A 23,453-nucleotide genomic window follows, 5' to 3' on the forward strand; every position below is an offset into this window, starting at 1 on the left:
GACATTCTCAATGACCGCTGCCATTCGTTACGAAACCGGCCACGACCGGATCGTCGTCCTGACCATGGACCTGCCTGGCCAGAGCGCCAATACCATGAACGCGGTGTACCGTGAGGCCATGGCCGTCTGCGTTGCCCGTCTGGTTGCCGAAAGAGACTCGATCGCCGGCGTGATCATCACCTCGGCCAAGAAGACCTTTTTCGCCGGCGGCGATCTCAACGAGCTGGTTGCGGTCGGCAAGTCCGAGGCCAAGGCCTTCTACGAGATGATCCTGGGGCTCAAGGCGCAGTTGCGCGCCCTTGAGACGCTGGGCAAGCCGGTGGTGGCTGCCATCAATGGCGCAGCGCTGGGCGGTGGCTGGGAGATCTGCCTGGCCTGTCATCATCGCATCGCGCTGGATCATCCGTCGGTGCAGATCGGGCTGCCGGAAGTCACCCTGGGCCTGTTGCCGGGCGGCGGTGGGTTAGTCCGGATGGTGCGCCTGCTTGGTTTGGAGAAGGCCTTGCCGTATCTGCTCGAAGGCAAGCGGGTTGACCCTCTACAAGCGATGCAGGCCGGGTTGATCGATGAGTTGGCGGTCGATCGTGAGGAACTGCTGGCCAAGGCGCGGGCCTGGATTCTCGCCAACCCGGACGCGGTGCAGCCTTGGGACGTAAAGGGCTATCGGATTCCCGGGGGGACGCCGTCCGATCCGAACGTCATGCAGACGCTGGCGATTGCCCCTTCGATTCTGCGCGCCAAGACCCAGGGTTGCTTGCCGGCACCGGAGAAAATCCTTTGTGCCGCGGTGGAAGGTGCACAGGTGGGTTTTGACGCGGCTCACCTGATCGAAACCCGCTATTTCACTGAGCTGGCCACCGGCCAGATCGCCAAGAACCTGATCGGTACCTTCTGGTTCCAGCTCAACGAGATCAAGGCCGGAGGCTCGCGCCCACAAGGGTTTGCGCCGTATCTGACCAAAAAAGTCGGTGTGCTTGGCGCTGGCATGATGGGGGCCGGCATTGCCTGCGTCAGCGCCCTGGCCGACATCGAGGTGGTCCTGAAGGATATCCACTTGGCCGCAGCTGAAAAGGGCAAGGCCCGTTTGGCCGCGCTGCTGGACAAGCAAGTCGCCCGCCAGCAGATCACCGTGCAGCAACGCGAAACCACGCTGGCGCGGGTTCATACCACCGATAACGATGCGGACCTGTCCGGTTGCGATCTGATCATCGAAGCGGTGTTCGAGGATCGTGCCCTGAAAGCCAAGGTGTCGGCGGCCGCCCAGGCGGTGGTGGGACCGGATGCGGTGATTGCCTCCAACACCTCGACGTTGCCCATCACTGGCCTGGCTGCTGCAATTACGGACCCGACGAAGTTCATCGGCCTGCATTTCTTCAGCCCGGTGGAAAAAATGCCCTTGGTGGAGATCGTCAAAGGTGCCCACACCAGCGAGGTAACCCTGGCTCGTGGTGTCGATTTCGTCCTGCAGATCAACAAGACACCGATTGTGGTCAATGACGGTCGCGGTTTCTTCACGTCGCGGGTATTCGGCGCCTTTATCCATGAGGGCATCGCCATGCTCGGTGAAGGGGTGAGTGCGCCGATGATCGAGACCGACGCCCGCAAGGCCGGGATGCCCGTCGGGCCTCTGGCGGCGTCTGACGAAGTTTCCCTCAGCTTGATCAGCCATATCCGTGACGAAACCGCGAAGGACCTTCAAGCAGAAGGGAAAACGCCGACTGAGCACCCGGCGTTCGCCGTGATTGACTTGTTGCTCAAGGAATACCAGCGGTCGGGCAAAGCTGCCGGGGCCGGTTTCTATGAATACCCAGCCGGCGGAAAAAAACATTTGTGGCCGGAGCTCAAACGTCGTTTCGAAGATGCCGACCGACAGATTCCGCCCCAGGACATCCGCGATCGCTTGCTGTTTATCCAGGCCCTGGAAACCGTGCGTTGTGTGGAGGAGGGCGTGCTCATGTCGACGGCCCATGCCAACGTTGGCTCGATCTTCGGGATCGGCTTCGCGAGCTGGACCGGCGGTGCGTTGCAGTTCATCAACCAGTATGGCCCACGGGACTTCGTCGCCCGGGCCCAGTACCTGTCCGAGCAGTATGGCGAACGTTTTTCGCCGCCGGCCCTGTTGCTGGAAAAAGCCGCCAGGCAGGCCTTGTTCTGATCGCGGGGGCTTGCCTTGAGGGGTGTTTCAAGGCAGGCTCTGGGGTGTGCAATATTCCCATCACCGTGTCAGGTATTTTTTATGTCCCTACGCATCTGCATTCTCGAAACCGATATCCTGCGCCCGGAGCTGGTCGATCAATATCAGGGTTACGGGCAGATGTTCCAGCGTCTGTTTTCACAACAGCCGGTCGCGGCCGATTTCGTCGTGTACAACGTCATGGAGGGGCAATACCCGAGCGATGATGAGGTGTTCGACGCTTACCTGGTGACCGGTAGCAAGGCCGATTCCTTTGGTACCGATCCCTGGATTCAAACCCTCAAGCAGTATCTGCTGGACCGTTACCAGCGTGGCGACAAACTGCTGGGCGTTTGCTTCGGCCACCAGTTGTTGGCGCTGTTACTGGGCGGCAAGACCGAACGCGCGACCCAGGGCTGGGGTGTTGGCACCCACCGCTACAAGCTCGCGGCCAAGGCCCCCTGGATGAGTCCGGTGATGGAGGAGTTGACCCTGCTGATCAGTCATCAGGACCAGGTCACTCAGTTGCCCGAAAACGCTACGGTCATCGCCTCCAGCGATTTCTGCCCTTACGCCGCCTACCATATCAATGATCAGGTGCTGTGCTTCCAGGGCCACCCCGAATTCATCCACGATTATTCCCGTGCACTGCTGGAGCTGCGCCAGCAACACCTTGGCGAGCAGGTCTACAGCCAGGGCGTGGCGAGCCTGGAACAGGAACATCACGGCACGACCGTGGCCGAGTGGATGATGCGTTTCGTCGCGCACAAACCCCAGGCAGAAACGACCCAGCGCTGAAGACTTTCATGTGGGAGCGAGCCTGCTCGCGATAGCTGTTTACCAGTCAGCGCTGTTGTTGGCTGATCCACCGCTATCGCGAGCAGGCTCGCTCCCACAGGGTTATGTGTACCTGGGGCAAATGGGGAGAAGGCCTGCCTACAACCATCCCGACCGCTTGAAGCTGGCCCATAACGCGGTGCATCCCACGGTAATCACCCCCAGCACCGTGAAATAGCCGTAGTGCCAACTCAGTTCCGGCATGTCCTGGAAGTTCATCCCGTAGATCCCGGCCACCGCCGTCGGAAACGCCAGGATCGCCGCCCATGCTGCGAACTTGCGCTGCACCACGCTCTGGCGTGACGCTTCGAGCAGCACGCCGACTTCGATGGTCTGGCTGGCTATGTCCGCCAGGGTCGTCAGATCTTCCATCTGCCGCGTGACATGAATCTGCACATCGCGGAAATACGGACGCATGTTCTTGTCGATAAAAGGGAAGTTCAGCTTTTGCAGTTCCTCGCTGATTTCCACCATCGGCGCTGCGTAGCGGCGCAGGCGCAGCACGTCGCGACGCAAGCTGTGCAGGTTCTGGATGTCTCGTTCGTTCAAGGCACTGCACAGCACATGGTGCTCCAGTTCATCGATCTCGTTATGAATGGCTTCACCCATCGGCTGATAGTTTTCAATCACGAAATCGAGGATGGCATAGAGTACGAAATCTTCCCCATGCTCTAGCAGGAGTGGACGTGCCTCACAGCGTTGTCGGACATGGGCGTAGGAGGCCGAATGCCCATTACGGGCGGTGATGATGTAGCCCTTGCCGGCGAAGATATGGGTTTCGATGAACTGCAGCTTGCCGTCCTTGCGTATCGGCGAATACGTGACGATGAACAGCGCATCACCGAAAGTCTCAAGCTTGGGACGGCTGTGCTTCTCCATGGCGTCTTCAATCGCCAGTTCGTGCAGGTTGAATTGACGCTGCAGATTGGTCAGCTCCTGGACACTGGGTTCTTCGAGGCCGATCCACACAAAATGCCCTGGTTTTGCAGCCCAGGCGCTGCCTTCGTCGAGGGTGATATTGGTGACTTTCTTACCGGCGCTGTAGACCGCAGCAGCAACGACTCTACCCATGATGGTGATTCACTTCTTATTGGAAAATGGCAGTGGCAGGCACCGTGCAGCTTAGCGCGCCCTGTTGCTTGAGAGTCGGCAAAATCCGCTGAGTTCTCCAATAGAAAGACCCGTCGTGGGTATAGGCTGCGCTCAGCCGGCCTGCAATTGGCTGTCCATCGCCGCGATGCACGTCTGCATCTGTTCTCGGCACTGGGCGATGAGGCGGGGCATGTCGTCCAGGGTCAGACCTTGCGTAGGAATCGCCGGCAGTGACTGTATGAGAATGTCACCGCTGTGCCAACGGTTCAGGCGCATGTGCTTGATGTAGCGGCTGACGCACACCGGAACAATCGGCACCCCGGCGGCGATCGCCATCTGAAAGGCGCCTTTCTTGAACGGCAGCAAATCCCCGCCAAGATTTCGGGTGCCTTCCGGGAACACCCAGATGGAGGTTTGTTCATGCTGCAACGTATGGGTCGTGGTCTGTATGGCGCGGCGCGCCTTGATCGCATTGCTCCGGTCGATCAACACGTTACCCGCCAGCCAGAACAACTGCCCGAACAGCGGTACCCACTTCAGGCTCTTCTTGCCGATGCACACGGTGCGGTGGGGCACCACGTTGCCGAACACGAACAGGTCATAGTTGGATTGGTGATTGGCAATGATCACGCAGCTCTGGGGTTTATCCCGCAGCGTATCGACATCGGCCATGACCCGTAGACCCAGAATCCACATGGCGGGCCGCGCATACAACCTTGCGCATAAACGGCTGTTGTCCGGGTTGAAGGGCCGGCACAGCCCGAGGATCATACCCAGCACACCTGCGACGAGAAAGTGCAGAGCCATCAACGACATACGCAGTACGAACAACATCTACAGGCCCACCGGGACAAAAGGTGGCGCAGTGTACGAATGTGCACTGTTTTCGGCAATTGTCCCTACAGAGGGAGGAGATGGGCGATGTTCGAGCGCATGTGTTCAACGGAGGGAGAGCCGCAGGCTAGAGGGCCTCGGCTTTTGTGGGAGCGAGCCTGCTCGCGATGGCAAAGGTACATTCAATAGATACGTTGCTGATGTACCGCTATCGCGAGCAGGCTCGCTCCCACAAAAGTGTGTCCTGGATAAACAGGGATTAGCCCTGGTATTCCTGGTCCAGCAGGATCGCCGTGTCCAGCGCTTCCAGCAATGCCTTGCGCACTTTCAACTTGGTGTTCTTGTGCGCCTTCATGTTGATTTTCTGCAACTGACGCGCCGCTTCCAGCGCCGCATCCCGCAGTTCCTGGGCCGCCACCACTTTATCGAGGAAGCCAGCGTCCACGGCGCTCTGCGGGTTGAACATCTCGCCATTGATGACCGAGCGATGAAACGCGGATTTGCGCAAGCGATCACGGGCCAGCTCGATACCGGCGTGATGCATGGTCATGCCGATCTGCACTTCGTTCAGGCCAATGCTGAACGGCCCGTCCACACCGATGCGGTAGTCTGCCGAAAGCAGCAGGAATGCGCCTTTCGCCACGGCGTGGCCGGGGCAAGCGACAACGACGGGGAAGGGGTGTGACAACAGGCGACGGGCCAGGGTCGAGCCGGCGGTGACCAGGCCTACCGCTTCCTTGGGGCCGGCCGTCATCACCTTCAAATCATAACCCCCCGACAAGATCCCCGGTTGCCCGGTGATGATCACGACTGCCCGATCTTCCGTCGCCTGATCCAGTGCAGCGTTGAACGCGGCAATGACGTCCGGTGAGATGGCATTGACCTTGCCGTTGTTCAAGGTCAGGGTCGCGATACCGTCTTCGAGATGGTAGGCAATCAGGTCGCTCATGACGCATTCCTTGTAAGAGAAGTGGCTCAAACGTTACCCACCGTCGCGGATCAGGTAAAGCGTCATGACTGACTCACCGGTCAGCTCCGAGCCGTAATAACAGTCTGTCCCGCCCAGTCGGCCGTGTCTGCATCCGTGGAGCGGTGTACATGCCAACCCGGAGATTGGCCGGTTTGCCCTGTTCCGTCGCGTTTGAAATGCCGGAACACCTTAACCGCATGAAAATTCTGAAAAAAACCTTTGCCATCGGAAAGGCTTTCGACTACATTAGCGCGCCTCGACAGACTGAACAGTTTGCCGAGACACGGTGAAGTGTCCGAGTGGCTTAAGGAGCACGCCTGGAAAGTGTGTATACAGGAAACTGTATCGAGAGTTCGAATCTCTCCTTCACCGCCACATTCTGCAAACACAAACCCCTGATTTTCCTAGAGAAAGTCGGGGGTTTGTGGTTTTTGGTGTCTGAAAAAAGGCCATATGGGACTGGAGGACCGTTTTCAAAGCCACGCAGGTGAGGGCATATTCATGCTCAAAACTGGCTGCGCCGTGATAGCGCCAGCAGTCGCGGTCGGCGTTGGCTGGGATGTGGTCGCTGAATAGACCGGTTAGGACGACGCCGTTAACAAGTTGGCCGGAGGGACTGAATAGGATGACTTGTTCGTTTTCTGTCGGAGGGTTCCATTCGCGGTCGGCACCGGCTCGCAAAGCGATCCAGGGGAGCCATGCGGTGGTTAGGGTTCCGGTTTTCACTCGTACACGTGGGGGCTTCATCTGGACGACTGCGATGGTGCCGTAGCGGATGAGGTTTTCGATCAGGCGGGTGAGGGTGGGTAGGTCGTTCATGAGCGCGATGGTGACGTTGCACGATCAGGCTCGCATCTAGAACAGCTTGTGTCGATAGAATTTACAGACGCTGAAATTAGACAGGAATCTTTCAGAAGAAACAGGACCAAAAGTTCTGATAGTTAGTAATAAAACGTCTATAAATCTGTCATCTCTGACAGTGGATCGGATTATGAAATTCGATCAGTCTAACCAATAGCACGTCATTCAGAGTCGTGTGCCTACGAGGCTTCCTGTCGGAAGTTGTATGTGAGTGTTTTACATTGTCTAGCGGACAAGGAGAGTTATCATGAAAGATGAAGAAGTTTCGACGGATTCTGAAAAGATACCGTTATACCCTCAAGCTGGACTCTACAAAATATACACAGCACTGAATTCCAGAATGCTTGTTGATATGTCGCTCACTGCAGATTCCAATGGGTATTATAATGTGAAGCTGTATCCTGATCGTAATGAAATCGAATCGACTTGGGCAATTATATACAATGTAGGAGGTCAGAATGCCTTTAGTATTGTTAACGCCACGGACCAGTTTCGATATATTGGGTATCTTGGGCCAGGTTACTTGGCAGCTAATGGAGGTGGTGATAGTCGAAGTTATTGGCATTTTCAGGAGGCGGGTGATGGGTTGTATTATATAGTAAATAGCTATAATTCAAACATTGTGGTGGATGTGAAGGGGAGTAATACAGCCGTTAATACAGATATCATTCCTTGGGAAAAGAAAGGGTCGTTAAACCAAAAATTCAGGCTGGTAAGAATAGGGGAATACCCTTGGTCGAGCTAATCATTGGGCATGGGTTTACGATAAATCTCAAGCGGCACCGCATTTGGTGCTGCTTGATCAGTAATTTGCTTAACCTGATATGATTATTGCTAGTAGTACCATCATGATCATAATGCCCAGGGCAGTTGCAAGCAATGCGTTGACGCTTTTCAGTAATTGTTCGGTTGTTTTTATTAGTTGTTCAATGCGCGTCGTATTGTCTAACACCGCTTTCTCTAAGTTAACGCTCGTCATCGGGACGTTGGCGATAACGGATTCGTTGTCGCTCGAGGACTTATCAGCATGCAATGCAATAATGCTGCCGCCAGCGCCAGAGCAAGCTAACAACATCACTTGACCGACCACCTCGAAATGCTCGAGAGCGTCTTGTGGTGTCTGAGTTTTATCTACAAAGACAAAAAGGTATTTAGGGTAGATGAGTTGATATAAAACTCCAAATCCTATAAGGAATATTCCTTTTAATACTCGGTCTTGTTTCAGTTCGAGCAGAATAATGAAGCAAACAAATGTTCCTAGCATTGCTAGGTTTAAAGCGAGTCTGCGATGTTCGAAAAAGCCAGTGAGTGGAGATACGACGAACATGAATAAAATTGATGTTGTCAATAATGCGGTGAGGAGATAATTTGCCTTATTATTCATTACTGCGCAATCCTTGGCCTTTTATTGGGGTGTATTCTATTTGCTTGGGTGTGTTCTGTTAAAAAATGACGCAGGAATTAGATTCTCGAAGGCTCCAATTATAGACTGAGATGAATGGCACTTACTTAACCTTCTTCGGATGTCCATTCTTCCTGACCTCGGCCCTTGCTGATTGACGTGTTTTCATCAGCATGGGGCACGGCTTGGGTTTCGTTTATGGCACGTGCTTCAATCCAGCTTGGGGCCGGACACACCGACGATCGCACCGACGGCGCGCTGGTGTTCACGGCGAGCAACCTGAACCAGCACTTCGCTGGGGCGGTCAAGCCCGGTGAGGAGCGCTACGAACTATGGCGCTTGCCGCTCAAGGGCGAGCAATCCAGTGCCAAGTGATACGCGGCGCCCCCGGTGGCATGGCTTGAGGGATGAAACTACTCTAGGACCCATTGCTCTCTGATTGGAAATGGAAAAAATGAAAGGGATTTCGTTGACAGTTATTGCATTGACACTATTCATCGCCTGTTCGACCACCGTTCAAGCTGACGCGGCTTCGCTTAGCGAGGCACGTGTACTGGTCGCCCAGACCGGGTTGGGCAAGAAGCTCTCCTCCCTTGCGCTGTTGACGGCAAAGAGCACGACCACCTACGCGACGATCGCCGATAAGCTTGGTAACGCCAGTGCGAACAGTGCGGTATCCGACGAAATCAACGCGCTGTTGCCGCAATACCAGCCCAAGTGGGATGAAAGCCTTGCCAGAGCCTATGAGAAATCCTTCTCCGAAGAAGAATTGTCGTCGCTCGTTTCGCAAGGTCGCGCTTCACAATACGCGCCAGAAGTGAAAGAACGCCAAGCCGGAATAGGTCGCTACATGCAAGCCAATGCCCAACCCATCCTGGTTTCGCTCGTCTCCGATGCGCTCAAGGCAACCTTGTCCAAATATGTTCAGTAATAGGCCGCGAAGCGATCTCGGTTCCTGCGAGTTTGCCGGACAGCATCAGGCAAGCTCGCAGCAGCATCGAGCAAAAGCTTCCGGGCGCGTGCCGTTAAGGTTCTCCTGAGATTCATTCACTGCAGGAGAACATCATGGGCCCACGGATAAGTTTGGCGCTGCGTTTTCAGGCTGTTGCACTGTGCCTGGCATTGTCGATCAGTGCTGTTTCGGCTGCGCAAACATCGACCCAGCGCACCAATACGCACTTGGTACGCGAGGCTTTCACGAATTGGCAGCAAGGCAAAGGTACGGTATTCGATCTGCTGGCGCCTGATGCCAAATGGATCGTCGCCGGATCCAGCCCGGTTTCAGCGGTATACAACAGCAAGGCGCAGTTGATGGAGCAGGCCGTACGCCCCATCAGTGCCCGGTTGGCAACGCCTATTTCTCCCAATGTCCAGAGCATTATTGCCGAGGGCGATGTGGTGGTCGTGCTCTGGAAAGGGGACGCCACCGCTCGGGATCGTAAACCCTATAACAATACCTACCTGTGGCACATGACGTTCAAGGAGGGGCAGGTCGTCGAGGTCAAGGCGTTCCTGGATACCTATGTGCTGAACGATCTCATGTTGCGTGTGCAACCTGCCCATTAGCATCGCTCCAATCGGCTAAGCTCGACTCAGAACAAAAGAACTGATGAATGGTCTGTTGAGTGGCCTAAGTTCAACCCACCTGAGGTAGCGCAATGAGCCTGATCGATTGTCCTGAGTGCTCTTCCCGTATTTCCGACAAGGCATACGCTTGTCCTCAATGCGGCAACCCCTTTCGCGAGCCGAGTTTCCGCCTGACGGAGAAAAACGTCGGGCAGATTGCCGGGGTGACCGGGGTCTGGCTGACCGCGCCGTGGATTGCACGCATGGTGTTCGGCGTGGTGCTGGTGATAGCAGTGGCGGCGGTGTTGATTCTGCGCTGATGCATAGGGCGATTCGGAGCTCTTGTGCAAACGGCTCGTTGAATAACGAGCCGTTTGCACTATGCCTTGGCGGTGATGGGTTTGCCCCACTCAGCCGCTGGTCACCACCGTGAACTTGCGGCTGAACTCCAGCACTTCACACACACCGGTATGACCTGCCGGAACGGACACCGCATCACCGGCCTTCATCTCGAAGCGTTCACCGGTGTCCAGGGTAATGGCGATGTGGCCTTCGATCAGCACGAAGGCTTCATCGTTGTCGAAACGCCAATCAAACTTCGAAGGTTGCGAAGTGAAAAACGCCACGGCCTTGTAGGGCGTTTTTACACCGACAGTCCGTAGAAGCTTCATCCGGGTGTCAGGGTTGCCTTCGATCACATCCTTCCCCAATGGGTATTCGAGCCAGCCGTCGGGAGTGTCCAGCGATGCGAGGGCTACGGAGTCGACGGGATTGGGCAGGGTGGGGCGAGTTGTCATTTTTCTTGTACCTCGTACCGAAAGGGTTGGATAGCGTCTATGACAGATGGCATAGTCGAGATCGAGGCTACACCACAATATGACGGATGACATAGTTTTTTATGAGTTCTTCCACGCGTGACCGAATGATTGAGGGGGCGGCGGATCTCTTGCGCCGCAAAGGCATGACTGCGACGAGCATGCGTGAGGTGGTTCGGCACTCTCAGACACCGCGCGGATCCATCGCTCATCATTTTCCTGGTGGTAAGCGTCAGTTGCTTGAAGCCGCGGTCGACTATGCCGGTCGTGAGGTCAGCGAGCCGCTGACACTGCTGCTGGGCAAATATGGTCCGGTGAAAGGCATGGAGCTATTCGTTGGGCAATGGCGCAAGACCCTCGAAGAGTCGGCTTTCCAGGCTGGCTGTGCGGTATTGGCCGTGTCGGTGGAGCAGTACGTGTCCGAACAGCGCGGCGAGTCTGCACCTGAACTGGAACTCCAGATTCAGCAGCAGCTCCTGGATCGAGCCGAAGCCATTTTCGGGCAATGGCGAGAGATCGTCGCCGAGGCACTGCAATTGGCGGGCGTGGCTGAGGTGCGTGCCCACAGCCTGGCATTATTGGCGATTGCTTCCATCGAGGGCTCGGTGGCCCTGTGCCGAGCCGCACGCAGCTCGACACCGCTGGAGCTTATCTGGCAAGAACTGAAGCTAAGCTTCGAACGGGAACTCTAAGCGCTGACCCTGGCGAGCTACAGCTGGCGTAAACCACGCTCGGTCACGGCATCGATATAACTCGGATCACCATAGATCCGGGCCAACAGGATCGCGCCCTCGAAATCGGCCACCAATTGTCGCGCCAGGCTCTGTGCTTCGGCCTGGCTATAGGCCGCGCGATAGAGCTCGGTAAACGCCGCGGTCCAGTCATCCAGGAAGCGTCGGATTGGCGCCATGAGCTCCACCTTTCCATACGTGGCATCGACCGCGATGACGCCCATCAGGCAGCCAATCGAATCCTCCTGGAACAGCCGCTTGGCTTTGCGCCCCATCCGAGTGAGGCGTTCCTGCGCAGACAGGTCCTCATCGAAGGCAATGCTGAACAGCGACTGTTTCAAGCCTTCATGGGTCCAGTCCAGCACATCCCGCAACAGCGCTTCCTTGTTGGGGTAGTGGTGGTAGAAAGACGCCTTGGTCAGACCGCACGCGGACGACAGCTCATCCATGGTGGTGCCATGGTAGCCGAGGCGCTTGAAGGTATTGGCACAGCGCAGCAGAAGCTCATCGCGTGGGATTTTCGGTGGGCGCACAGGTTACTCCTGCCATTAATCATGCAAATTGATTCTACGTCATAAGCCTGGGGCCCTCAATTTGACGGTTACCGAATGTTTGTTTAGGTTTGAAAAACCGAACGCTCGGTAAGTAATGAAAATAGGCCTGAATCTTTCAGGCTCACCCTCATGAAGCCAGGAGAATTTTCCATGAGCGAAACAAACAGCGGCCCGGGTCGTGTCACCCGGGAGCGGCGCGGACATCTGTTCCTCATCGGCCTGGATCGGGCCGGCAAGCGCAATGCGTTCGACAGCGCGATGTTGACCGACCTTGCTTTGGCTTTGGGCGAATACGAGCGCGACAGTGAGATACGCTGCGCTGTCATATTTGCTCACGGCGAGCATTTCACTGCCGGCCTCGATCTGATGGAGCTGACACCGAAGCTGGCTTCGGGGGCTTTCAAATACCCGGATGAAGGCATCGACCCATGGGGCGTATCGAAGCCACGGCGCAGCAAACCGCTGGTTGTTGCGGTGCAAGGCACTTGCTGGACGGCCGGCATCGAGCTGCTGCTCAACGCCGATATTGCGATTGCCGCCAGTGACGCGCGTTTCGCTCACCTGGAAGTGCTGCGCGGTATTTCACCGTCCGGCGGCTCCACCGTGCGTTTCACCCAGGCTGCCGGTTGGACCAACGCCATGCGTTACATGCTGACTGGCGAAGAATTCAATGCTGATGCTGCCTTGCGCATGCGCCTGCTGACGGAAGTGGTGGAGCCCGGCCAGGCACTGGCCCGCGCCATCGAATACGCCGAACGCATTGCCAGGGCGGCGCCTCTGGCAATCAAGGCCACCTTGCAATCGGCCTTCCAGGCCCGTGACGAGGGTGATGACGCGGCGCTCTCCAAGCTCAACGAGCTGCTATTCACACTGATCAAGAGCGAAGACGTGCGTGAAGGCGTCATGGCAATGATGCAAAAGCGTGAACCGGTGTTCAAAGGCCGTTAATTCAAGGGCAGAGCAAACGATGCAGCAGCACCAGGCGCCATTGGGGGCGCGCAATTTACCCTGTACATCCAGAACGGATCTGGCCGTGATCGAGCAAGTGACGTTGGTGGCCGACGATGGTTATCGGCTGGCCGCCACCCGTTATTCGGCCCGGGGGCCATTGAAGGGCAATCTCATCATGGCTGGCGCGACCGGCGTGCAACAGCGGTTCTACCGCCGTTTCGCCGAGGGTGTCAGTTCTCAAGGTTTCAACGTCCTGACGATTGACTATCGAGGCGTCGGGGCCTCCGGGCCGGATTCCTTGAAAGGTTTTGAAATGACCTACCTGGACTGGGGGCTGCGTGACCTGGCAGCGGCCGTTGAGTACATGGACGATGGCCACAGCCCGCTGTACTGGGTCGGTCACTCCTTTGGAGGGCATGCATTGGGATTGCTGCCCAATCACCACAAGCTCACGGCGGCCTATTGCTTCGGTACCGGCGCCGGGTGGGCCGGGTGGATGCCCAGGCTGGAGGCGTTCAAGGTTCGCTTGCTGTGGCGGTGCGTCTTGCCGCTGATCGTGGCGTACAAGGGCTACATGGCCTGGAGCATGCTGGGCATGGGCGACGACCTGCCGCTCGGGGTCTATAAGGACTGGCGGCGCTGGTGTGTCTATCCCCATTACTTCTTCGACGACCCTTCGATGGCGGATGTCGCCGCGCTTTACGCGCAGGTGCGTACCCCCTGCGTGTTCGCCAATGCGGTGGATGATCCTTGGGCGCCGCCTGCCTCGCGGGACGCCTTTATCAAGGGTTATCGCAATGCTCCGTTTCGGGTACGTGATCTCCACCCCGAGACGAAAAAGCAGCCGATCGGCCACATGGGATATTTCCGGCCGTCGGCAGAGCCGCTCTGGGATGAAGTGCTCGATTGGCTCGTGACCCAGAAGCGGGCCGTGGGTTGAACCGATGCCCTCGGTAGGGTCACGTATTCAACGCCAACTGCGGCCGGTCCGGATCCAGTTGCGTGCGCCTGAACTGTCCGGGCGGCAGCCCATGGATCTGGCGGAAACGTCGTGAAAAATAAGCTTCGTCGGCGAACCCGCACAGCCTCGCCACTTCGCCCACCGGGCGGGTGCCATTGAGCAGGTAGTTGCGCGCCGCGTGCATCCTGCGCTCGAGCACCAGCTCGGTGAATGTCTTGCCGATTTCCTTGCGCAGCCAGTGGGTCAGGTAGGTCGGCGACAGGTAGGTTGCAGCGGCTACCTTGATCAGGTTGAGGTCGGGGTCGGCAATATTCCTGCGCAGATATTCGGACATCCTGCCCAATGCATCGCGTCGGCTGATTTCGGCTGCGTTCTCTTCGGCCAACTGCTTGAGCGGCTCGGCATATAAGGCGCAGACGCTGCCGATCAGTTGCAGCAACAACCCCTTGAGGACCTCTCGGGTGCCGAACTGGCGGTTCCTGTCCAGGACACGCATCTGCTCGATCAGTCCGCAGACTTTGGCGAAATCCTCTTGGCCCAGAATGAAATCCAGGTGCTCCTGGAAACGGAATGGCGATAACTCGGGTGCCAGCAGAATCGAGACTTCTTCCAGATCCATCGGGTCGCACTGCAGATGGGGCAGCAGGAAGGTCTGGGAAAAGTTGATCACCATGAAATTGCTGTCCGCCGGGTGCGGAATCACATGCACGCGATGGGGCAGGATGAACGCCAGGGTGTTTCGCGGGAACGGACGCTCGACATGACCGATGTGCTGCACGGTGTCGCCGCCGAGGTTGATCTGGATCTGGAAGTACTCGTGGCGATGGGGGCTGGTTTCGGCGCGCCGGCCCTTCTTGTCGCGGATGTAGAAGTCCGTCAATTCGCAGCGTTGCTGCATGAAATAGGTGGGGACTTGGCTCGGTGATGACATCTCCAGGTGATCCTCGACAGCGGTTTGGTCGTTGTGATTGTGGGGGTGTCATCCGCTGCATTTCAACAAGTCATACGATGACGTCGGGGCTGCATGGAATTTATCGGCTCAAAGGAGGACGGGGCTTGTCCAAGACACGACAAGCGTCACTTATGTATATTTTTCTTTTAAAACAGAAATTTACATAAATTTTTAGAAAATTTTCGCACATTTTTCAGCGCCGATTTTTTTGGACAGCCTCATCAATCGCCGTTTTCCTGGAAAAAAACGATCTAACGCCTCAATTGATTTCACATGGTTGTACGACCACATTGGCGACCATGCAGCCCCTGCCTACCAAGGCCAATCAAGGTGTGCTGCTGGCAAGTACTTCGATTCGTCTAACAATAATGAAGGGTCAACCCATGTCGAATTCCCACACCTCCCAGACCACCGCGCCGCCACTGGCGGCCAGCGCCCTGGACGCCGCCGTGTCTGCCCGGCGGCCGTCCCGCCGGCGTTGGTTCATGCTGTCGTTGCTGTTGATTGCGACGATCATCAACTACATCGATCGGGTGAATATCTCGATTGCGGCCCCATTCCTGGCCAAGGACCTGGGCCTGGACAAGATCGAAATGGGCCTGGTCTTCTCCGCCTTTGCCTGGACCTATGCCATCGCATTAGTGCCCGCCGGATTCATCGCTGATCGCTTCGGTTCGCGGTTCACTTACGGGGTGTCCTTGATCAGTTGGTCGACAGTCACCGTCTGTCAGGGGCTCGCCACGGGATTCGCTTCGCTGTTTGGCCTGCGCCTGGCCGTGGGGGCGATGGAAGCGCCGGCGTTTCCGGCCAATAGCCGGGCGGTCACGGTCTGGTTTCCGGCGCGGGAGCGGGGCCTGGCGAGCAGCATCTACGTCTGCGGCCAGTACCTGGGCACGGCGTTGTTTACCGGTGCGCTGCTCTGGCTGGCAACCACCTACGACTGGCGGCATGTGTTCTACAGCACCGGCGCATTGGGCATTGTGTTCGGTGTGCTCTGGTTGTACCTGTACCGCGATCCCATGAACTGCAAGAAAGTCAGCAAGGAAGAGCTGAAATACATCGAGGCCGGGGGAGGGCTGGTCAAGAGCAGCCAGGAGCGTACCCGCTTCAACTGGCGGCAGATCGCCGAGCTGTTCAGCTATCGGCAGGTCTGGGCGATCTGCATCGGCAAGTTCGCCAGCACTTCGGCGCTGTACTTCTTCCTCACCTGGTTCCCGACGTACCTGATCGAAGAGCGTCAACTGACCATGATCAAGGCCGGGATCTTCGCCGTGCTGCCGTTCGTGGGGGCGACGGTGGGTATTCTGCTCGCCGGGATTATTTCCGACCTGCTGATTCGCCGTGGCTATTCGCTGTCCTTTGCCCGCAAGTTGCCACTGGTGGTGGGTTCGATGCTGGGCATGTCCATTGTCCTGGTGAATTTCACCGACTCGAACGTCATCTGCATTGCCATCCTGACCATCGCCTTCTTCGCCCAGGGCATTGCTTCGTCTTCTTGGGCTGCGGTGTCGGAGGTCGCGCCCAAGGAGCTCATCGGGCTTACCGGAGGGATCACCAGCCTGGCCGCCAACATCGGCGGTATTGTCACCCCGATCGTGATCGGTGCGATTGTTCACAAGACCGGTTCGTTTGCCTTGGCCTTCTGGTTCATCGGCGGCGTGGCGCTGGTGGGCACCTTGTCCTACTCGTTTCTGCTTGGGCGGTTGTATCGCATAGAACTCAAGACCCGAGCCTGAAACCTGTTTTTCTCCAAGACGAGGCGGTTTTTGTCCAACTTTGCCAAAGACTGCCGCCGTACGCTGACGTTTCTACAAGGACTTTTACCAGGATGAACATGACCGAGTATGTCTTTACTCCAGACCTGCCAGTGACTCTGCCGGTTGTCGGCACCCCACAGCGTTTTCCCGTCGGCCGGGTGTTTTGTGTCGGTCGCAATTACCCATGGCCCGATGCCCAGGGGCAGAACCGCCAGCCACCGGTGTTCTTCATGAAGCCTGCCAGCTGCGTGATGGATGCGGTCGGTGAAGCACCGTTTCCGTCGGTGACCGAAGAGTTTGTCCATGAAATCGAATTGGTGGTGGCCATTGGCGAGGGCGGCGCGAATATTCCCGAGAGCCAGGCGTTGGCTTATGTGTGGGGCTACGCCACCGGTCTTGACCTCACGCGCCGTGATGTCCAGCGCCAGGCCAAACGCGACGGTTTGCCGTGGGAGGGCGCCAAGGTGTTCGACGGTGCTGCGCCGATGACCGCCATCGTGCCGGTCGCGAAGGCGGGGCATCCCGAGGGTGACTTGTGGCTGAGCGTGAACGGCCAGGAGCGTCAGCGCGACAGCCTTGGCAGCCAGATCTGGTCGGTCAGTGAAGTGATCAGCCGAATCTCGCAATCGGTGGCGCTCAGGGCTGGGGATCTGATCATGACCGGCAGCCCGGCAGGCGTCGACGAGCTGCGCCCCGGCGACCTCATCAGCGCCGGCATCGACGGCATCGGCCAACTGGAAATGCGGGTCGGCCAGCGACCTTGAGCGCGGTACGTGTCCTATGGATTTGAAAAGGAAATGACAGTATGTCCAACCCATTGAAAGTGGCCCTGGTTACCGGCGCCGGCAGTGGCATCGGCCGCGCCGTGGCCCTGGGCCTGATGGAAGACGGGTACACCTTGGTATTGGCTGGACGCCGTCCCGAGCCTTTGCAGGCATTGGTCGAGCTGGCCGCCAGCGAGGGGCGGAAAGCGTTGGCGGTGCCCACCGATGTGCGCGATCAGGCCAGCGTCGAGGCGCTGTTTGCAACCATCACCGTGACATTCGGACGCCTGGACGTCGTGTTCAACAACGCCGGGGTCAACGCTCCGGCCGTACCGTTGGATGAATTGACGTTCGAGCAATGGCGCAACGTGATCGACACCAACCTCAACGGGGTTTTCCTGTGTGCCCGTGGGGCCTTCGGGCTGATGCGCCGACAACAGCCGCAGGGCGGGCGCATCATCAATAACGGTTCGATCTCCGCTCATACCCCGCGGCCGCTCAGCAGCGCCTACACCGCCAGCAAGCATGCGGTGTTGGGGCTGACCAAATCCCTGGCCCTGGACGGCCGGGAATTCAACATCGCCTGCAGCCAGATCGACATCGGCAATGCCCTGACGGAGATGTCGGTGCGCATGACCAAGGGGGTGCGCCAGGCCAACGGCAGCATCGCGGTAGAGCCGATGGTGGACGTCAAGCATGTGGCCGACGCCGTGCGCTACATCGCTGGCCTGCCGTTGTCGGCCAACGTCCTGAACATGACCGTCATGGCCACGGCCATGCCTTTTGCCGGTCGCGGTTGAGCCTGAACACAGGCATTCGCTACGCCGTAAGCGGGCAGCAATACGCTTGAATCGATCTACTCTTTCGCTCCATGAGGTCCACATGAAACCAGAAGTCCTGCAACTCAGTCCGATCCTGATTCCTGAAATCAACACCCGGCTCAATGAGTTGTTTACGGTCAGGCGCTATTTTGAACAGGCCGACAAACAGGCCTATCTGCAGGAACACAGCGCTCACATTCGCGGTGTGATCACCGGCGGACATACCGGCATCAGCCAGGCGCTCATGGCACAGCTGCCCAAACTGGAAGTGGTGGCGGTCAATGGTGTGGGCACCGATGCGGTGGACCTGGCCTACGCCCGGGATCGCGGGATCCGCGTGACCGCCACCATCGGTGCACTGACCGAAGACGTTGCCGATCTGGCCGTCGGCCTATTGATTGCGGTGTGCCGTGGCCTGTGCACCGGCGATCGCTACGTGCGTTCGGGCCAATGGCCCCACAGCGCGACGCCGTTGGCGCCATTGCCGCTGGCCCGTCAAGTGTCCGGCATGCGCGTCGGCATCGTCGGCATGGGGCGCGTCGGCCGGGCCGTGGCAACCCGACTGGCGGCGTTCGGTTGCACGATCAGCTACACCGACCTGCAGCCGATGAACGATGTCGCTCACACTTTCATCGCCGATCTCAAGCAACTGGCCAGCGCCAGCGATGCCTTGATCCTGGCGGCCGCCGCCGACCAGGCCGAAGCCATCATCGATGCTCACGTACTGCGTGCCCTGGGCAAGGGCGGTTACCTGATCAACGTGGCCCGGGGCAAGCTGGTCAACGAAGCCGATCTGGTGGCGGCGCTGGCCGCTGGTGACATTGCGGGGGCGGGGCTGGATGTGTTCGTCGATGAACCGAATGTTCCCGACGCCTTGTTCGGCAACGAGCAGGTGGTCCTGCAACCCCACCGCGCCAGCGCAACCCGGCAGACCCGCACGCGAATGGGGGAAATGGTGGTGGCGAGCCTGGTGGACAGTTTTGCCGGGAAAGTGCCGCAGGGCTGTGTCACCGGTTGAGGCATTGGCGACCTGGCTCTCTGTGGGAGCGAGCCTGCTCGCGATAGCGGCGTGTCAGCTTGCGGCGATGTTGGCTGTGTCGCCGCCATCGCGAGCAGGCTCGCTCCCACAGTTTTTGCGCGGGGCCACGCAAAGGCCGCGCGCACCCCAGATCCAATGTGGGAGCGAGCCTGCTCGCGATAGCGGTGGGTCAGTTTCAGAAGTGTGGGGTTAATGTCCCACCCTCACGATTGAAATTGATCGACCAACCACCCCTTCAGACGCACGCAAGCAGGATCCTCTTTCTTGTCCTCATTGATCATCAGATACTGGATCGATTCTCTGAGCGACAACTCTTCCGCGACCGGCCTAACCAGACGACCTTGTTGCACGAGATGCCTGACCAGATGATCCCAGCCCAGCGCGACGCCTTGATCATCCAGGGTCATTTGCAGGAGGAGGCTGTAGTCGTTGCTGCTGAAGTAATGCGGGCTGTCCGATACGGGCAGTTGCAAATCCTGGGACTGATAGGCGAACCATACATTCCAGTCGATCTGTTCCGACTGTTGGGAACGACCATAGGGATTCAGGTCCAGCAGGGTGCTGTTACGCACGCCTTCCAATGTGCGCAGTTCAGGATGCGTCTCCAGATAGCGTGGTGTGCACACCGGATAGATAACTTCGTGAAACAGCGCCTGACGCAAGTAGCCGGGGTAGTGATCGCTGCTTTTGGCGATGAAGATATCCGGGTTGATGCCGGGCTCCATGGTCAGGAAGTGCTGGGTGGTGATGACGTTCAAGTCAATGTCGGGATTGGCGCTGAAAAAGTCCTTCAGCTTATGGGATAGCCAAAGGGTCGACATGGCGGGCGTACAGCACAGGGTGAGAATGTGTTTTTCGCTTTTTTTGCGGCGGATTCTTTCCGTGGCCTGGAAAATGTTGAGCAACGACAGCTGCGCGGCATCGAATAGCGCGGCTCCCGACGGCGTCAGCTTGAGTTCTCTTCCCGTGCGAATAAGCAACTCTGTGCCCAGGTACGTTTCCAGATCGCGAATCTGGCGGCTGATCGCCGCCTGAGTGACGCATAACGCCTCGGCCGCCCGGGTAAAGTTGCGATACCTGGCTGCTGCGACAAAGGATCTCATGGCCTTGAACGAGGGCATTTTCATCAGCGCCTGATCAGGCGGGGCGTTTCGTGCCATAACAAAAACTACCTGTTTAGCCGGAAAAAAAGTTGATTCAGCCCGGCGATCATCGATGCCTACACTCTACCGCACGATGCCCTGAGCAACGTTAGCGCGAGCACAACGAACAAGGAAAACAAATGCCCTGCCAAAGTGGAAAAGAAGCTTTCATGCAAGGTATTCGTGCGCTCCTTCCATTGACGCCGGGTGTCGTCCCATTCGGGCTGGTGACGGGGGTCATGGCCATTGAAATGGGCTTGTCGCCCGGCATGAGCATGGGCATGACGCTACTGTTCTATTCCGGCTCCGCCCAAATGGTGGCACTCCAGTTGTTGCACAACGGCGTCGTGCCGGTGGCGATCGTGGCCACGGCCTTGGTCATCAATCTACGTTTCATCATGTACAGCGCTTCCCTGGCGCCGCACCTGCACCACTTGCCCCGTCGCTGGACCTGGCCGATGGCTTACCTGCTTTCGGACCAGGCCTATGCACTGTGCAGCTTGAAGTTTTCATCGGGTGAATTGGGAGCATTCGCCCATCATTACTATGCCGGTACGGCGGTGGGCATGTGGCTGGCCTGGCAACTCTCGGTGCTGGCCGGGGTGTACCTGGGCGCGAGCATCCCTGACACCTGGTCCTTGAGTTTTGCCATACCACTTTCCTTCCTGGCGTTGCTCATTCCCGGACTGCGGAGTCGGGCAAGCTGGGGCGCCGCGGCGGTCGGCGGACTGCTTGCCGTACTGGCCGTCAAGCTGCCCTACAACCTGGGGTTGATCACGGCCTCCATCGGCGGAGTTCTGGCCGGGTTGGTGATTGAGAGCATTTCAAACCGTGCAACCGCCGATGGCATCGAAGGAGAGCCATCATGAGTGATCTATCCTTGTGGGGCCTGTTCCTCGCGGCGGGTCTGGGAACCTTCGCCATGCGACTGTCTTTCATCGAGCTCTATGGCCGCTGGCGGATTCCACCCCTGATGCGTCGGGCCTTGATGTACGTGCCAGCGAGCGTCTTGGCGGCCCTGGTTCTGCCTGCGGTGATCTATCCCAACGGGCAAGGGGCATTGGTGTTGGAGAACCCTCAGATACCGGCAGCGATTGCGGCGGCGTGGGTGGCCTGGCGCTGGCGCAGTACGCTGCTGACGTTGGTGGTGGGGATGCTGGCGTTGTGGGGCGTGAAGTTCATCGGGCTTTGACTGCGCGGGGCTATCGGATAGCGGCAACGCCGGGCACTTCCATGTTTATCCGGCGCCAGAACGCTTCGGCAAAGCTGTAGACCGAGAAGGCGATCAACCCCAGAGCCATCAACATCAGAACGACACTGCCGGCAGGCAGGTTCTGAAGGGCGTCGAGCGCCTCCCTCATTCCCGGTGGATCCATCGCCTGGTAGCTCGAACCACTGATCGCCAGCAGGAGGGCGATTTCGATGAAGACCACGCCACGGGCGATCAGACCGAATCGCGACACCGGACGGACATAACGCATGACCTCTTCGTCCGCTTCGAAGTACTTCTCGAACGAAGCCTTCCAGCCCTTGAAGATATGAGCGAGGCCTGTGCCCAGCGGGACCAGGGCCATCATGTAGATCAAAATATTGGAGTGTTCCCAGGACAGCAGATGGGCCAGCAGGTCCTTGGTCTGTCCACCGCCTGAACCACTGGAACTCCTAAGTCCGCTGATAAGCAGGCCCAAGGCAAAAAAGGCCAGCGCACCGTTGACTGCACCTCCGGCCAACAGGCCTGCCCGTATCACCAGGCCTTTCAAGTCTTTGCCATGATGGTCCACGTCTTGCGTCGCTTGCAGAATGCGCCACCCGGCGAAGGCGAGCAGACCCGCTACCACCAGACCGACCAATACGTGCCCGAATGGCTGGCTCAGCAACGCCTCCAGGCTTTTGTGGCTGTCCTTGGGGCGGCTCGAATCCTGGGCCGCCAGCAAAGCGAAGATGCCGATGATCAAGTAGATAACGCCTCGGGCGGCGTAACCGCCCCGAGCGAGTACAACAAGGCCCTTGTGTGCGGACATGGTCTGATTCCAGAAGCGTGATAAGGAGAAGACCTGTCGAGGTGGGAGGCGTTCGATCGAAGTGAAAGGCAGCGTAGCGGCGGCACGGGAGGGCGGCTGCGCAAGTCCGTTGCAGCGCCTGGAGGTTCAGCCGTCTTTCAATGAAACAGTTCGACAGTCATCGGCGTAACACCAATAACCCCGCACCCAGGATCAGCGACATTCCACCCCAGGTCAGCCCGTCCGGCACCTCGTCAAACAGCCAATACCCCCAGAAACAGGCAAAGACCAGGTAGGCGTAGTCAAAAGTGCCGATCAGCGCGGCCGGTGCGATTTGATAGGCCTTTGCCGTCGCGGTATTGATAGCAATCAGGGCGATGGCATACCCGCAGACAAAGACCAGCCCTTGCCAGCCGAGTGGTTGCCAGGCCGACAGCAGGAAAGGGGCCCGGTCGGCGAGGGTTCCGTTGTCGAAAAAAGAGGCGATGCCGCCGAGGCTGGCTGCAATCAGGAACGCCACGTTCAGTCCCAGCGCCAATATCAGAGGATGTTCGTTGCGACAGTGACGGCGCGTTATCACCATGGCTATCGCATAGAAAACGGCGCCAATGACGGGCAGGAGGGCGGCAAGGTTAAAGGCGTCCGCTCCAGGGCGCAGCACCAGGGCGACGCCCGCAAAACCCGTCCCGATAGCGATCCAACCAAGAAGGGAGAGTTTCTCTCCACCATAAAAAGTCGAAAAAAGCGCAATGAACAAGGGCGTGGTGTAGATGGCTACGGCAGCCACGGACAGCGGAATGAGCGGCAGGGCTGAGTAGTAGGCCACCCACATCAGCAACAGCGAGATACTCCTGGCCACCACCCAGCCCACCGAAGTGACCTGCAGTTGCCCGGATCTGAGCCCAAGCAGCAGCCAACCACCCAGCAGTGGCACCGTCAGGCAGGACACCAGCAGGAACAACTGCCATAACGCCAATCGATTGCTGAAATATTTCACCGATGCATCGGCCAGCGACAGCAGCAGGACCGCGCCGACGATCAGTGCGATACCCTGATAAACTCGATCATGTTTCGCCGCGAGGTGACCCATGTTTTCGCCTCCGTGGCCGTTCGTGATCCAGCCCTGTCTATAAGGGTATCGATGCTCAAGGCCCGAAGCGCCTTGTCGGTTCTGGAACGCCATCCTCCAATCGACTGATCTACAATGGCCCCTCTTCAACAGAGGCCGGTC

The 23,453-nt window shown here is 58.0% G+C and carries 27 protein-coding genes and 1 tRNA gene; 17 read left to right on the forward strand and 11 right to left on the reverse strand.

The genetic code is table 11. From position 1 onward, the window contains the following. The first annotated feature begins 10 nt into the window (after positions 1 to 10). Together FGE05_RS25985 and FGE05_RS25990 are read left to right on the forward strand one after the other, a co-directional pair. Complete coding sequence (locus FGE05_RS25985) at positions 11 to 2,155, forward strand: 3-hydroxyacyl-CoA dehydrogenase NAD-binding domain-containing protein (RefSeq protein ID WP_139649438.1); 2,145 nt, start codon at positions 11 to 13, stop codon at positions 2,153 to 2,155. Between the two features lie 81 nt (positions 2,156 to 2,236). Next, positions 2,237 to 2,971, forward strand: coding sequence for an amidotransferase (locus FGE05_RS25990; RefSeq protein WP_139649440.1), 735 nt, complete (start codon positions 2,237 to 2,239; stop codon positions 2,969 to 2,971). A 138-nt stretch (positions 2,972 to 3,109) separates the two neighbouring features. On the opposite strand, the gene FGE05_RS26000 is transcribed toward FGE05_RS25990, so the two are convergent. The 3 genes from FGE05_RS26000 to FGE05_RS26010 all read right to left on the reverse strand — a co-directional run bounded on the left by FGE05_RS26000 (position 3,110) and on the right by FGE05_RS26010 (position 5,885). Further along, complete coding sequence (locus FGE05_RS26000; RefSeq protein ID WP_041020886.1) at positions 3,110 to 4,081, reverse strand: magnesium and cobalt transport protein CorA; 972 nt, start codon at positions 4,079 to 4,081, stop codon at positions 3,110 to 3,112. 132 nt (positions 4,082 to 4,213) lie between these two features. Next, positions 4,214 to 4,936 (reverse strand): 1-acylglycerol-3-phosphate O-acyltransferase, encoded by a 723-nt coding sequence (locus tag FGE05_RS26005; RefSeq protein ID WP_139649444.1) that lies wholly within the window; start codon positions 4,934 to 4,936, stop codon positions 4,214 to 4,216. Positions 4,937 to 5,195: 259 nt separating this feature from the next. Then, complete coding sequence (locus FGE05_RS26010; protein ID WP_139649446.1) at positions 5,196 to 5,885, reverse strand: crotonase/enoyl-CoA hydratase family protein; 690 nt, start codon at positions 5,883 to 5,885, stop codon at positions 5,196 to 5,198. A 306-nt stretch (positions 5,886 to 6,191) separates the two neighbouring features. Between FGE05_RS26010 and FGE05_RS26015 the strand changes: the two genes are divergently transcribed. Next, positions 6,192 to 6,281 (forward strand) — tRNA-Ser (locus tag FGE05_RS26015). Here the strand turns inward: FGE05_RS26015 and FGE05_RS26020 are convergent. Then, complete coding sequence (locus FGE05_RS26020) at positions 6,273 to 6,725, reverse strand: phage baseplate assembly protein V (protein ID WP_139649448.1); 453 nt, start codon at positions 6,723 to 6,725, stop codon at positions 6,273 to 6,275. The two genes, FGE05_RS26015 and FGE05_RS26020, sit on opposite strands and share 9 nt — an antisense overlap. Positions 6,726 to 7,014: 289 nt before the next feature. Between FGE05_RS26020 and FGE05_RS26025 the strand changes: the two genes are divergently transcribed. After that, a complete protein-coding gene (locus FGE05_RS26025; protein ID WP_139649450.1) occupies positions 7,015 to 7,512 on the forward strand; it encodes an RICIN domain-containing protein in 498 nt (165 codons plus the stop codon). Between the two features lie 69 nt (positions 7,513 to 7,581). On the opposite strand, the gene FGE05_RS26030 is transcribed toward FGE05_RS26025, so the two are convergent. Then, the gene (locus tag FGE05_RS26030) at positions 7,582 to 8,151 is read right to left on the reverse strand and encodes a hypothetical protein (protein WP_139649452.1); all 570 of its coding nucleotides are present in this window, start codon (positions 8,149 to 8,151) and stop codon (positions 7,582 to 7,584) included. Between the two features lie 216 nt (positions 8,152 to 8,367). Here FGE05_RS26030 and FGE05_RS29945 point away from each other — a divergent pair, with 216 nt between their 5' ends. From FGE05_RS29945 to FGE05_RS26045, 4 genes are all read left to right on the forward strand, one after another. Then, positions 8,368 to 8,544, forward strand: coding sequence for a hypothetical protein (locus FGE05_RS29945; protein WP_175386288.1), 177 nt, complete (start codon positions 8,368 to 8,370; stop codon positions 8,542 to 8,544). 70 nt (positions 8,545 to 8,614) lie between these two features. Continuing rightward, positions 8,615 to 9,100 carry a hypothetical protein gene (locus FGE05_RS26035; protein WP_139649454.1) on the forward strand — a complete coding sequence of 162 codons (486 nt, stop codon included), beginning with the start codon at positions 8,615 to 8,617 and terminating at the stop codon, positions 9,098 to 9,100. Between the two features lie 134 nt (positions 9,101 to 9,234). Further along, entirely contained in the window at positions 9,235 to 9,735 is a 501-nt protein-coding gene (locus FGE05_RS26040; RefSeq protein WP_217510164.1) for a nuclear transport factor 2 family protein, read from the forward strand. 92 nt (positions 9,736 to 9,827) lie between these two features. Next, positions 9,828 to 10,055: a hypothetical protein gene (locus FGE05_RS26045; RefSeq protein WP_047699184.1), complete on the forward strand. Its 228-nt coding sequence runs from the start codon at positions 9,828 to 9,830 to the stop codon at positions 10,053 to 10,055. 90 nt (positions 10,056 to 10,145) lie between these two features. Here the strand turns inward: FGE05_RS26045 and FGE05_RS26050 are convergent, their stop codons facing one another. Then, a complete protein-coding gene (locus FGE05_RS26050; protein ID WP_139649456.1) occupies positions 10,146 to 10,532 on the reverse strand; it encodes a cupin domain-containing protein in 387 nt (128 codons plus the stop codon). A 125-nt stretch (positions 10,533 to 10,657) separates the two neighbouring features. Here FGE05_RS26050 and FGE05_RS26055 point away from each other — a divergent pair, with 125 nt between their 5' ends. Then, entirely contained in the window at positions 10,658 to 11,242 is a 585-nt protein-coding gene (locus FGE05_RS26055; RefSeq protein ID WP_139649550.1) for a TetR/AcrR family transcriptional regulator, read from the forward strand. Between the two features lie 17 nt (positions 11,243 to 11,259). On the opposite strand, the gene FGE05_RS26060 is transcribed toward FGE05_RS26055, so the two are convergent. Next, entirely contained in the window at positions 11,260 to 11,814 is a 555-nt protein-coding gene (locus FGE05_RS26060; RefSeq protein WP_139649458.1) for a TetR/AcrR family transcriptional regulator, read from the reverse strand. A gap of 171 nt (positions 11,815 to 11,985) precedes the next feature. Between FGE05_RS26060 and FGE05_RS26065 the strand changes: the two genes are divergently transcribed. Together FGE05_RS26065 and FGE05_RS26070 are read left to right on the forward strand one after the other, a co-directional pair. Then, positions 11,986 to 12,783: a crotonase/enoyl-CoA hydratase family protein gene (locus FGE05_RS26065; protein WP_139649460.1), complete on the forward strand. Its 798-nt coding sequence runs from the start codon at positions 11,986 to 11,988 to the stop codon at positions 12,781 to 12,783. Positions 12,784 to 12,871: 88 nt separating this feature from the next. Continuing rightward, positions 12,872 to 13,726, forward strand: coding sequence for an alpha/beta fold hydrolase (locus FGE05_RS26070; protein ID WP_241801757.1), 855 nt, complete (start codon positions 12,872 to 12,874; stop codon positions 13,724 to 13,726). 19 nt (positions 13,727 to 13,745) lie between these two features. Here the strand turns inward: FGE05_RS26070 and FGE05_RS26075 are convergent, their stop codons facing one another. Next, positions 13,746 to 14,678, reverse strand: a complete 933-nt coding sequence (locus tag FGE05_RS26075; protein WP_139649464.1) for an AraC family transcriptional regulator — start codon at positions 14,676 to 14,678, stop codon at positions 13,746 to 13,748. Positions 14,679 to 15,082: 404 nt separating this feature from the next. On the opposite strand from FGE05_RS26075, the gene FGE05_RS26080 reads away from it, so the two are divergent. The 4 genes from FGE05_RS26080 (at position 15,083) to FGE05_RS26095 (ending at position 19,059) form a co-directional block, all read left to right on the forward strand. Continuing rightward, entirely contained in the window at positions 15,083 to 16,435 is a 1,353-nt protein-coding gene (locus FGE05_RS26080) for an MFS transporter (protein WP_139649466.1), read from the forward strand. A 92-nt stretch (positions 16,436 to 16,527) separates the two neighbouring features. Then, complete coding sequence (locus FGE05_RS26085; protein WP_139649468.1) at positions 16,528 to 17,220, forward strand: fumarylacetoacetate hydrolase family protein; 693 nt, start codon at positions 16,528 to 16,530, stop codon at positions 17,218 to 17,220. A 41-nt stretch (positions 17,221 to 17,261) separates the two neighbouring features. Beyond that, positions 17,262 to 18,020: an SDR family oxidoreductase gene (locus FGE05_RS26090; RefSeq protein WP_139649470.1), complete on the forward strand. Its 759-nt coding sequence runs from the start codon at positions 17,262 to 17,264 to the stop codon at positions 18,018 to 18,020. A gap of 82 nt (positions 18,021 to 18,102) precedes the next feature. After that, a complete protein-coding gene (locus FGE05_RS26095) occupies positions 18,103 to 19,059 on the forward strand; it encodes a 2-hydroxyacid dehydrogenase (RefSeq protein WP_139649472.1) in 957 nt (318 codons plus the stop codon). Between the two features lie 224 nt (positions 19,060 to 19,283). Here the strand turns inward: FGE05_RS26095 and FGE05_RS26100 are convergent, their stop codons facing one another. Next, positions 19,284 to 20,240 (reverse strand): LysR family transcriptional regulator, encoded by a 957-nt coding sequence (locus FGE05_RS26100; protein WP_176563039.1) that lies wholly within the window; start codon positions 20,238 to 20,240, stop codon positions 19,284 to 19,286. A gap of 122 nt (positions 20,241 to 20,362) precedes the next feature. Between FGE05_RS26100 and FGE05_RS26105 the strand changes: the two genes are divergently transcribed. Beyond that, positions 20,363 to 21,091, forward strand: coding sequence for an AzlC family ABC transporter permease (locus FGE05_RS26105; RefSeq protein ID WP_139649473.1), 729 nt, complete (start codon positions 20,363 to 20,365; stop codon positions 21,089 to 21,091). Next, positions 21,088 to 21,414 carry an AzlD domain-containing protein gene (locus FGE05_RS26110; protein WP_139649475.1) on the forward strand — a complete coding sequence of 109 codons (327 nt, stop codon included), beginning with the start codon at positions 21,088 to 21,090 and terminating at the stop codon, positions 21,412 to 21,414. The genes FGE05_RS26105 and FGE05_RS26110 overlap by 4 nt, the downstream gene beginning before the upstream one ends. A 10-nt stretch (positions 21,415 to 21,424) precedes the next feature. Here FGE05_RS26110 and FGE05_RS26115 read toward each other — a convergent pair whose 3' ends face one another. Continuing rightward, positions 21,425 to 22,243, reverse strand: coding sequence for a DUF1206 domain-containing protein (locus FGE05_RS26115; protein ID WP_139649477.1), 819 nt, complete (start codon positions 22,241 to 22,243; stop codon positions 21,425 to 21,427). A 157-nt stretch (positions 22,244 to 22,400) separates the two neighbouring features. Continuing rightward, a complete protein-coding gene (locus FGE05_RS26120; RefSeq protein WP_217510166.1) occupies positions 22,401 to 23,312 on the reverse strand; it encodes a DMT family transporter in 912 nt (303 codons plus the stop codon). Positions 23,313 to 23,453 lie beyond the last annotated feature (141 nt).

Source organism: Pseudomonas sp. ICMP22404, assembly GCF_006227205.1.
Taxonomy (GTDB): Bacteria; Pseudomonadota; Gammaproteobacteria; order Pseudomonadales; family Pseudomonadaceae; genus Aquipseudomonas.

Coding starts and splice junctions, on each gene's coding strand:
- FGE05_RS25985 (WP_139649438.1), top strand. CDS start 11: ATGACCGCTGCCATTCGTTACGAAACCGGCCACGACCGGATCGTCGTC.
- FGE05_RS25990 (WP_139649440.1), top strand. CDS start 2,237: ATGTCCCTACGCATCTGCATTCTCGAAACCGATATCCTGCGCCCGGAG.
- FGE05_RS26000 (WP_041020886.1), bottom strand. CDS start 4,081: ATGGGTAGAGTCGTTGCTGCTGCGGTCTACAGCGCCGGTAAGAAAGTC.
- FGE05_RS26005 (WP_139649444.1), bottom strand. CDS start 4,936: ATGTTGTTCGTACTGCGTATGTCGTTGATGGCTCTGCACTTTCTCGTC.
- FGE05_RS26010 (WP_139649446.1), bottom strand. CDS start 5,885: ATGAGCGACCTGATTGCCTACCATCTCGAAGACGGTATCGCGACCCTG.
- FGE05_RS26020 (WP_139649448.1), bottom strand. CDS start 6,725: ATGAACGACCTACCCACCCTCACCCGCCTGATCGAAAACCTCATCCGC.
- FGE05_RS26025 (WP_139649450.1), top strand. CDS start 7,015: ATGAAAGATGAAGAAGTTTCGACGGATTCTGAAAAGATACCGTTATAC.
- FGE05_RS26030 (WP_139649452.1), bottom strand. CDS start 8,151: ATGAATAATAAGGCAAATTATCTCCTCACCGCATTATTGACAACATCA.
- FGE05_RS29945 (WP_175386288.1), top strand. CDS start 8,368: ATGGCACGTGCTTCAATCCAGCTTGGGGCCGGACACACCGACGATCGC.
- FGE05_RS26035 (WP_139649454.1), top strand. CDS start 8,615: ATGGAAAAAATGAAAGGGATTTCGTTGACAGTTATTGCATTGACACTA.
- FGE05_RS26040 (WP_217510164.1), top strand. CDS start 9,235: ATGGGCCCACGGATAAGTTTGGCGCTGCGTTTTCAGGCTGTTGCACTG.
- FGE05_RS26045 (WP_047699184.1), top strand. CDS start 9,828: ATGAGCCTGATCGATTGTCCTGAGTGCTCTTCCCGTATTTCCGACAAG.
- FGE05_RS26050 (WP_139649456.1), bottom strand. CDS start 10,532: ATGACAACTCGCCCCACCCTGCCCAATCCCGTCGACTCCGTAGCCCTC.
- FGE05_RS26055 (WP_139649550.1), top strand. CDS start 10,658: ATGATTGAGGGGGCGGCGGATCTCTTGCGCCGCAAAGGCATGACTGCG.
- FGE05_RS26065 (WP_139649460.1), top strand. CDS start 11,986: ATGAGCGAAACAAACAGCGGCCCGGGTCGTGTCACCCGGGAGCGGCGC.
- FGE05_RS26075 (WP_139649464.1), bottom strand. CDS start 14,678: ATGTCATCACCGAGCCAAGTCCCCACCTATTTCATGCAGCAACGCTGC.
- FGE05_RS26080 (WP_139649466.1), top strand. CDS start 15,083: ATGTCGAATTCCCACACCTCCCAGACCACCGCGCCGCCACTGGCGGCC.
- FGE05_RS26085 (WP_139649468.1), top strand. CDS start 16,528: ATGAACATGACCGAGTATGTCTTTACTCCAGACCTGCCAGTGACTCTG.
- FGE05_RS26090 (WP_139649470.1), top strand. CDS start 17,262: ATGTCCAACCCATTGAAAGTGGCCCTGGTTACCGGCGCCGGCAGTGGC.
- FGE05_RS26095 (WP_139649472.1), top strand. CDS start 18,103: ATGAAACCAGAAGTCCTGCAACTCAGTCCGATCCTGATTCCTGAAATC.
- FGE05_RS26100 (WP_176563039.1), bottom strand. CDS start 20,240: ATGGCACGAAACGCCCCGCCTGATCAGGCGCTGATGAAAATGCCCTCG.
- FGE05_RS26105 (WP_139649473.1), top strand. CDS start 20,363: ATGCCCTGCCAAAGTGGAAAAGAAGCTTTCATGCAAGGTATTCGTGCG.
- FGE05_RS26110 (WP_139649475.1), top strand. CDS start 21,088: ATGAGTGATCTATCCTTGTGGGGCCTGTTCCTCGCGGCGGGTCTGGGA.
- FGE05_RS26115 (WP_139649477.1), bottom strand. CDS start 22,243: ATGTCCGCACACAAGGGCCTTGTTGTACTCGCTCGGGGCGGTTACGCC.
- FGE05_RS26120 (WP_217510166.1), bottom strand. CDS start 23,312: ATGGGTCACCTCGCGGCGAAACATGATCGAGTTTATCAGGGTATCGCA.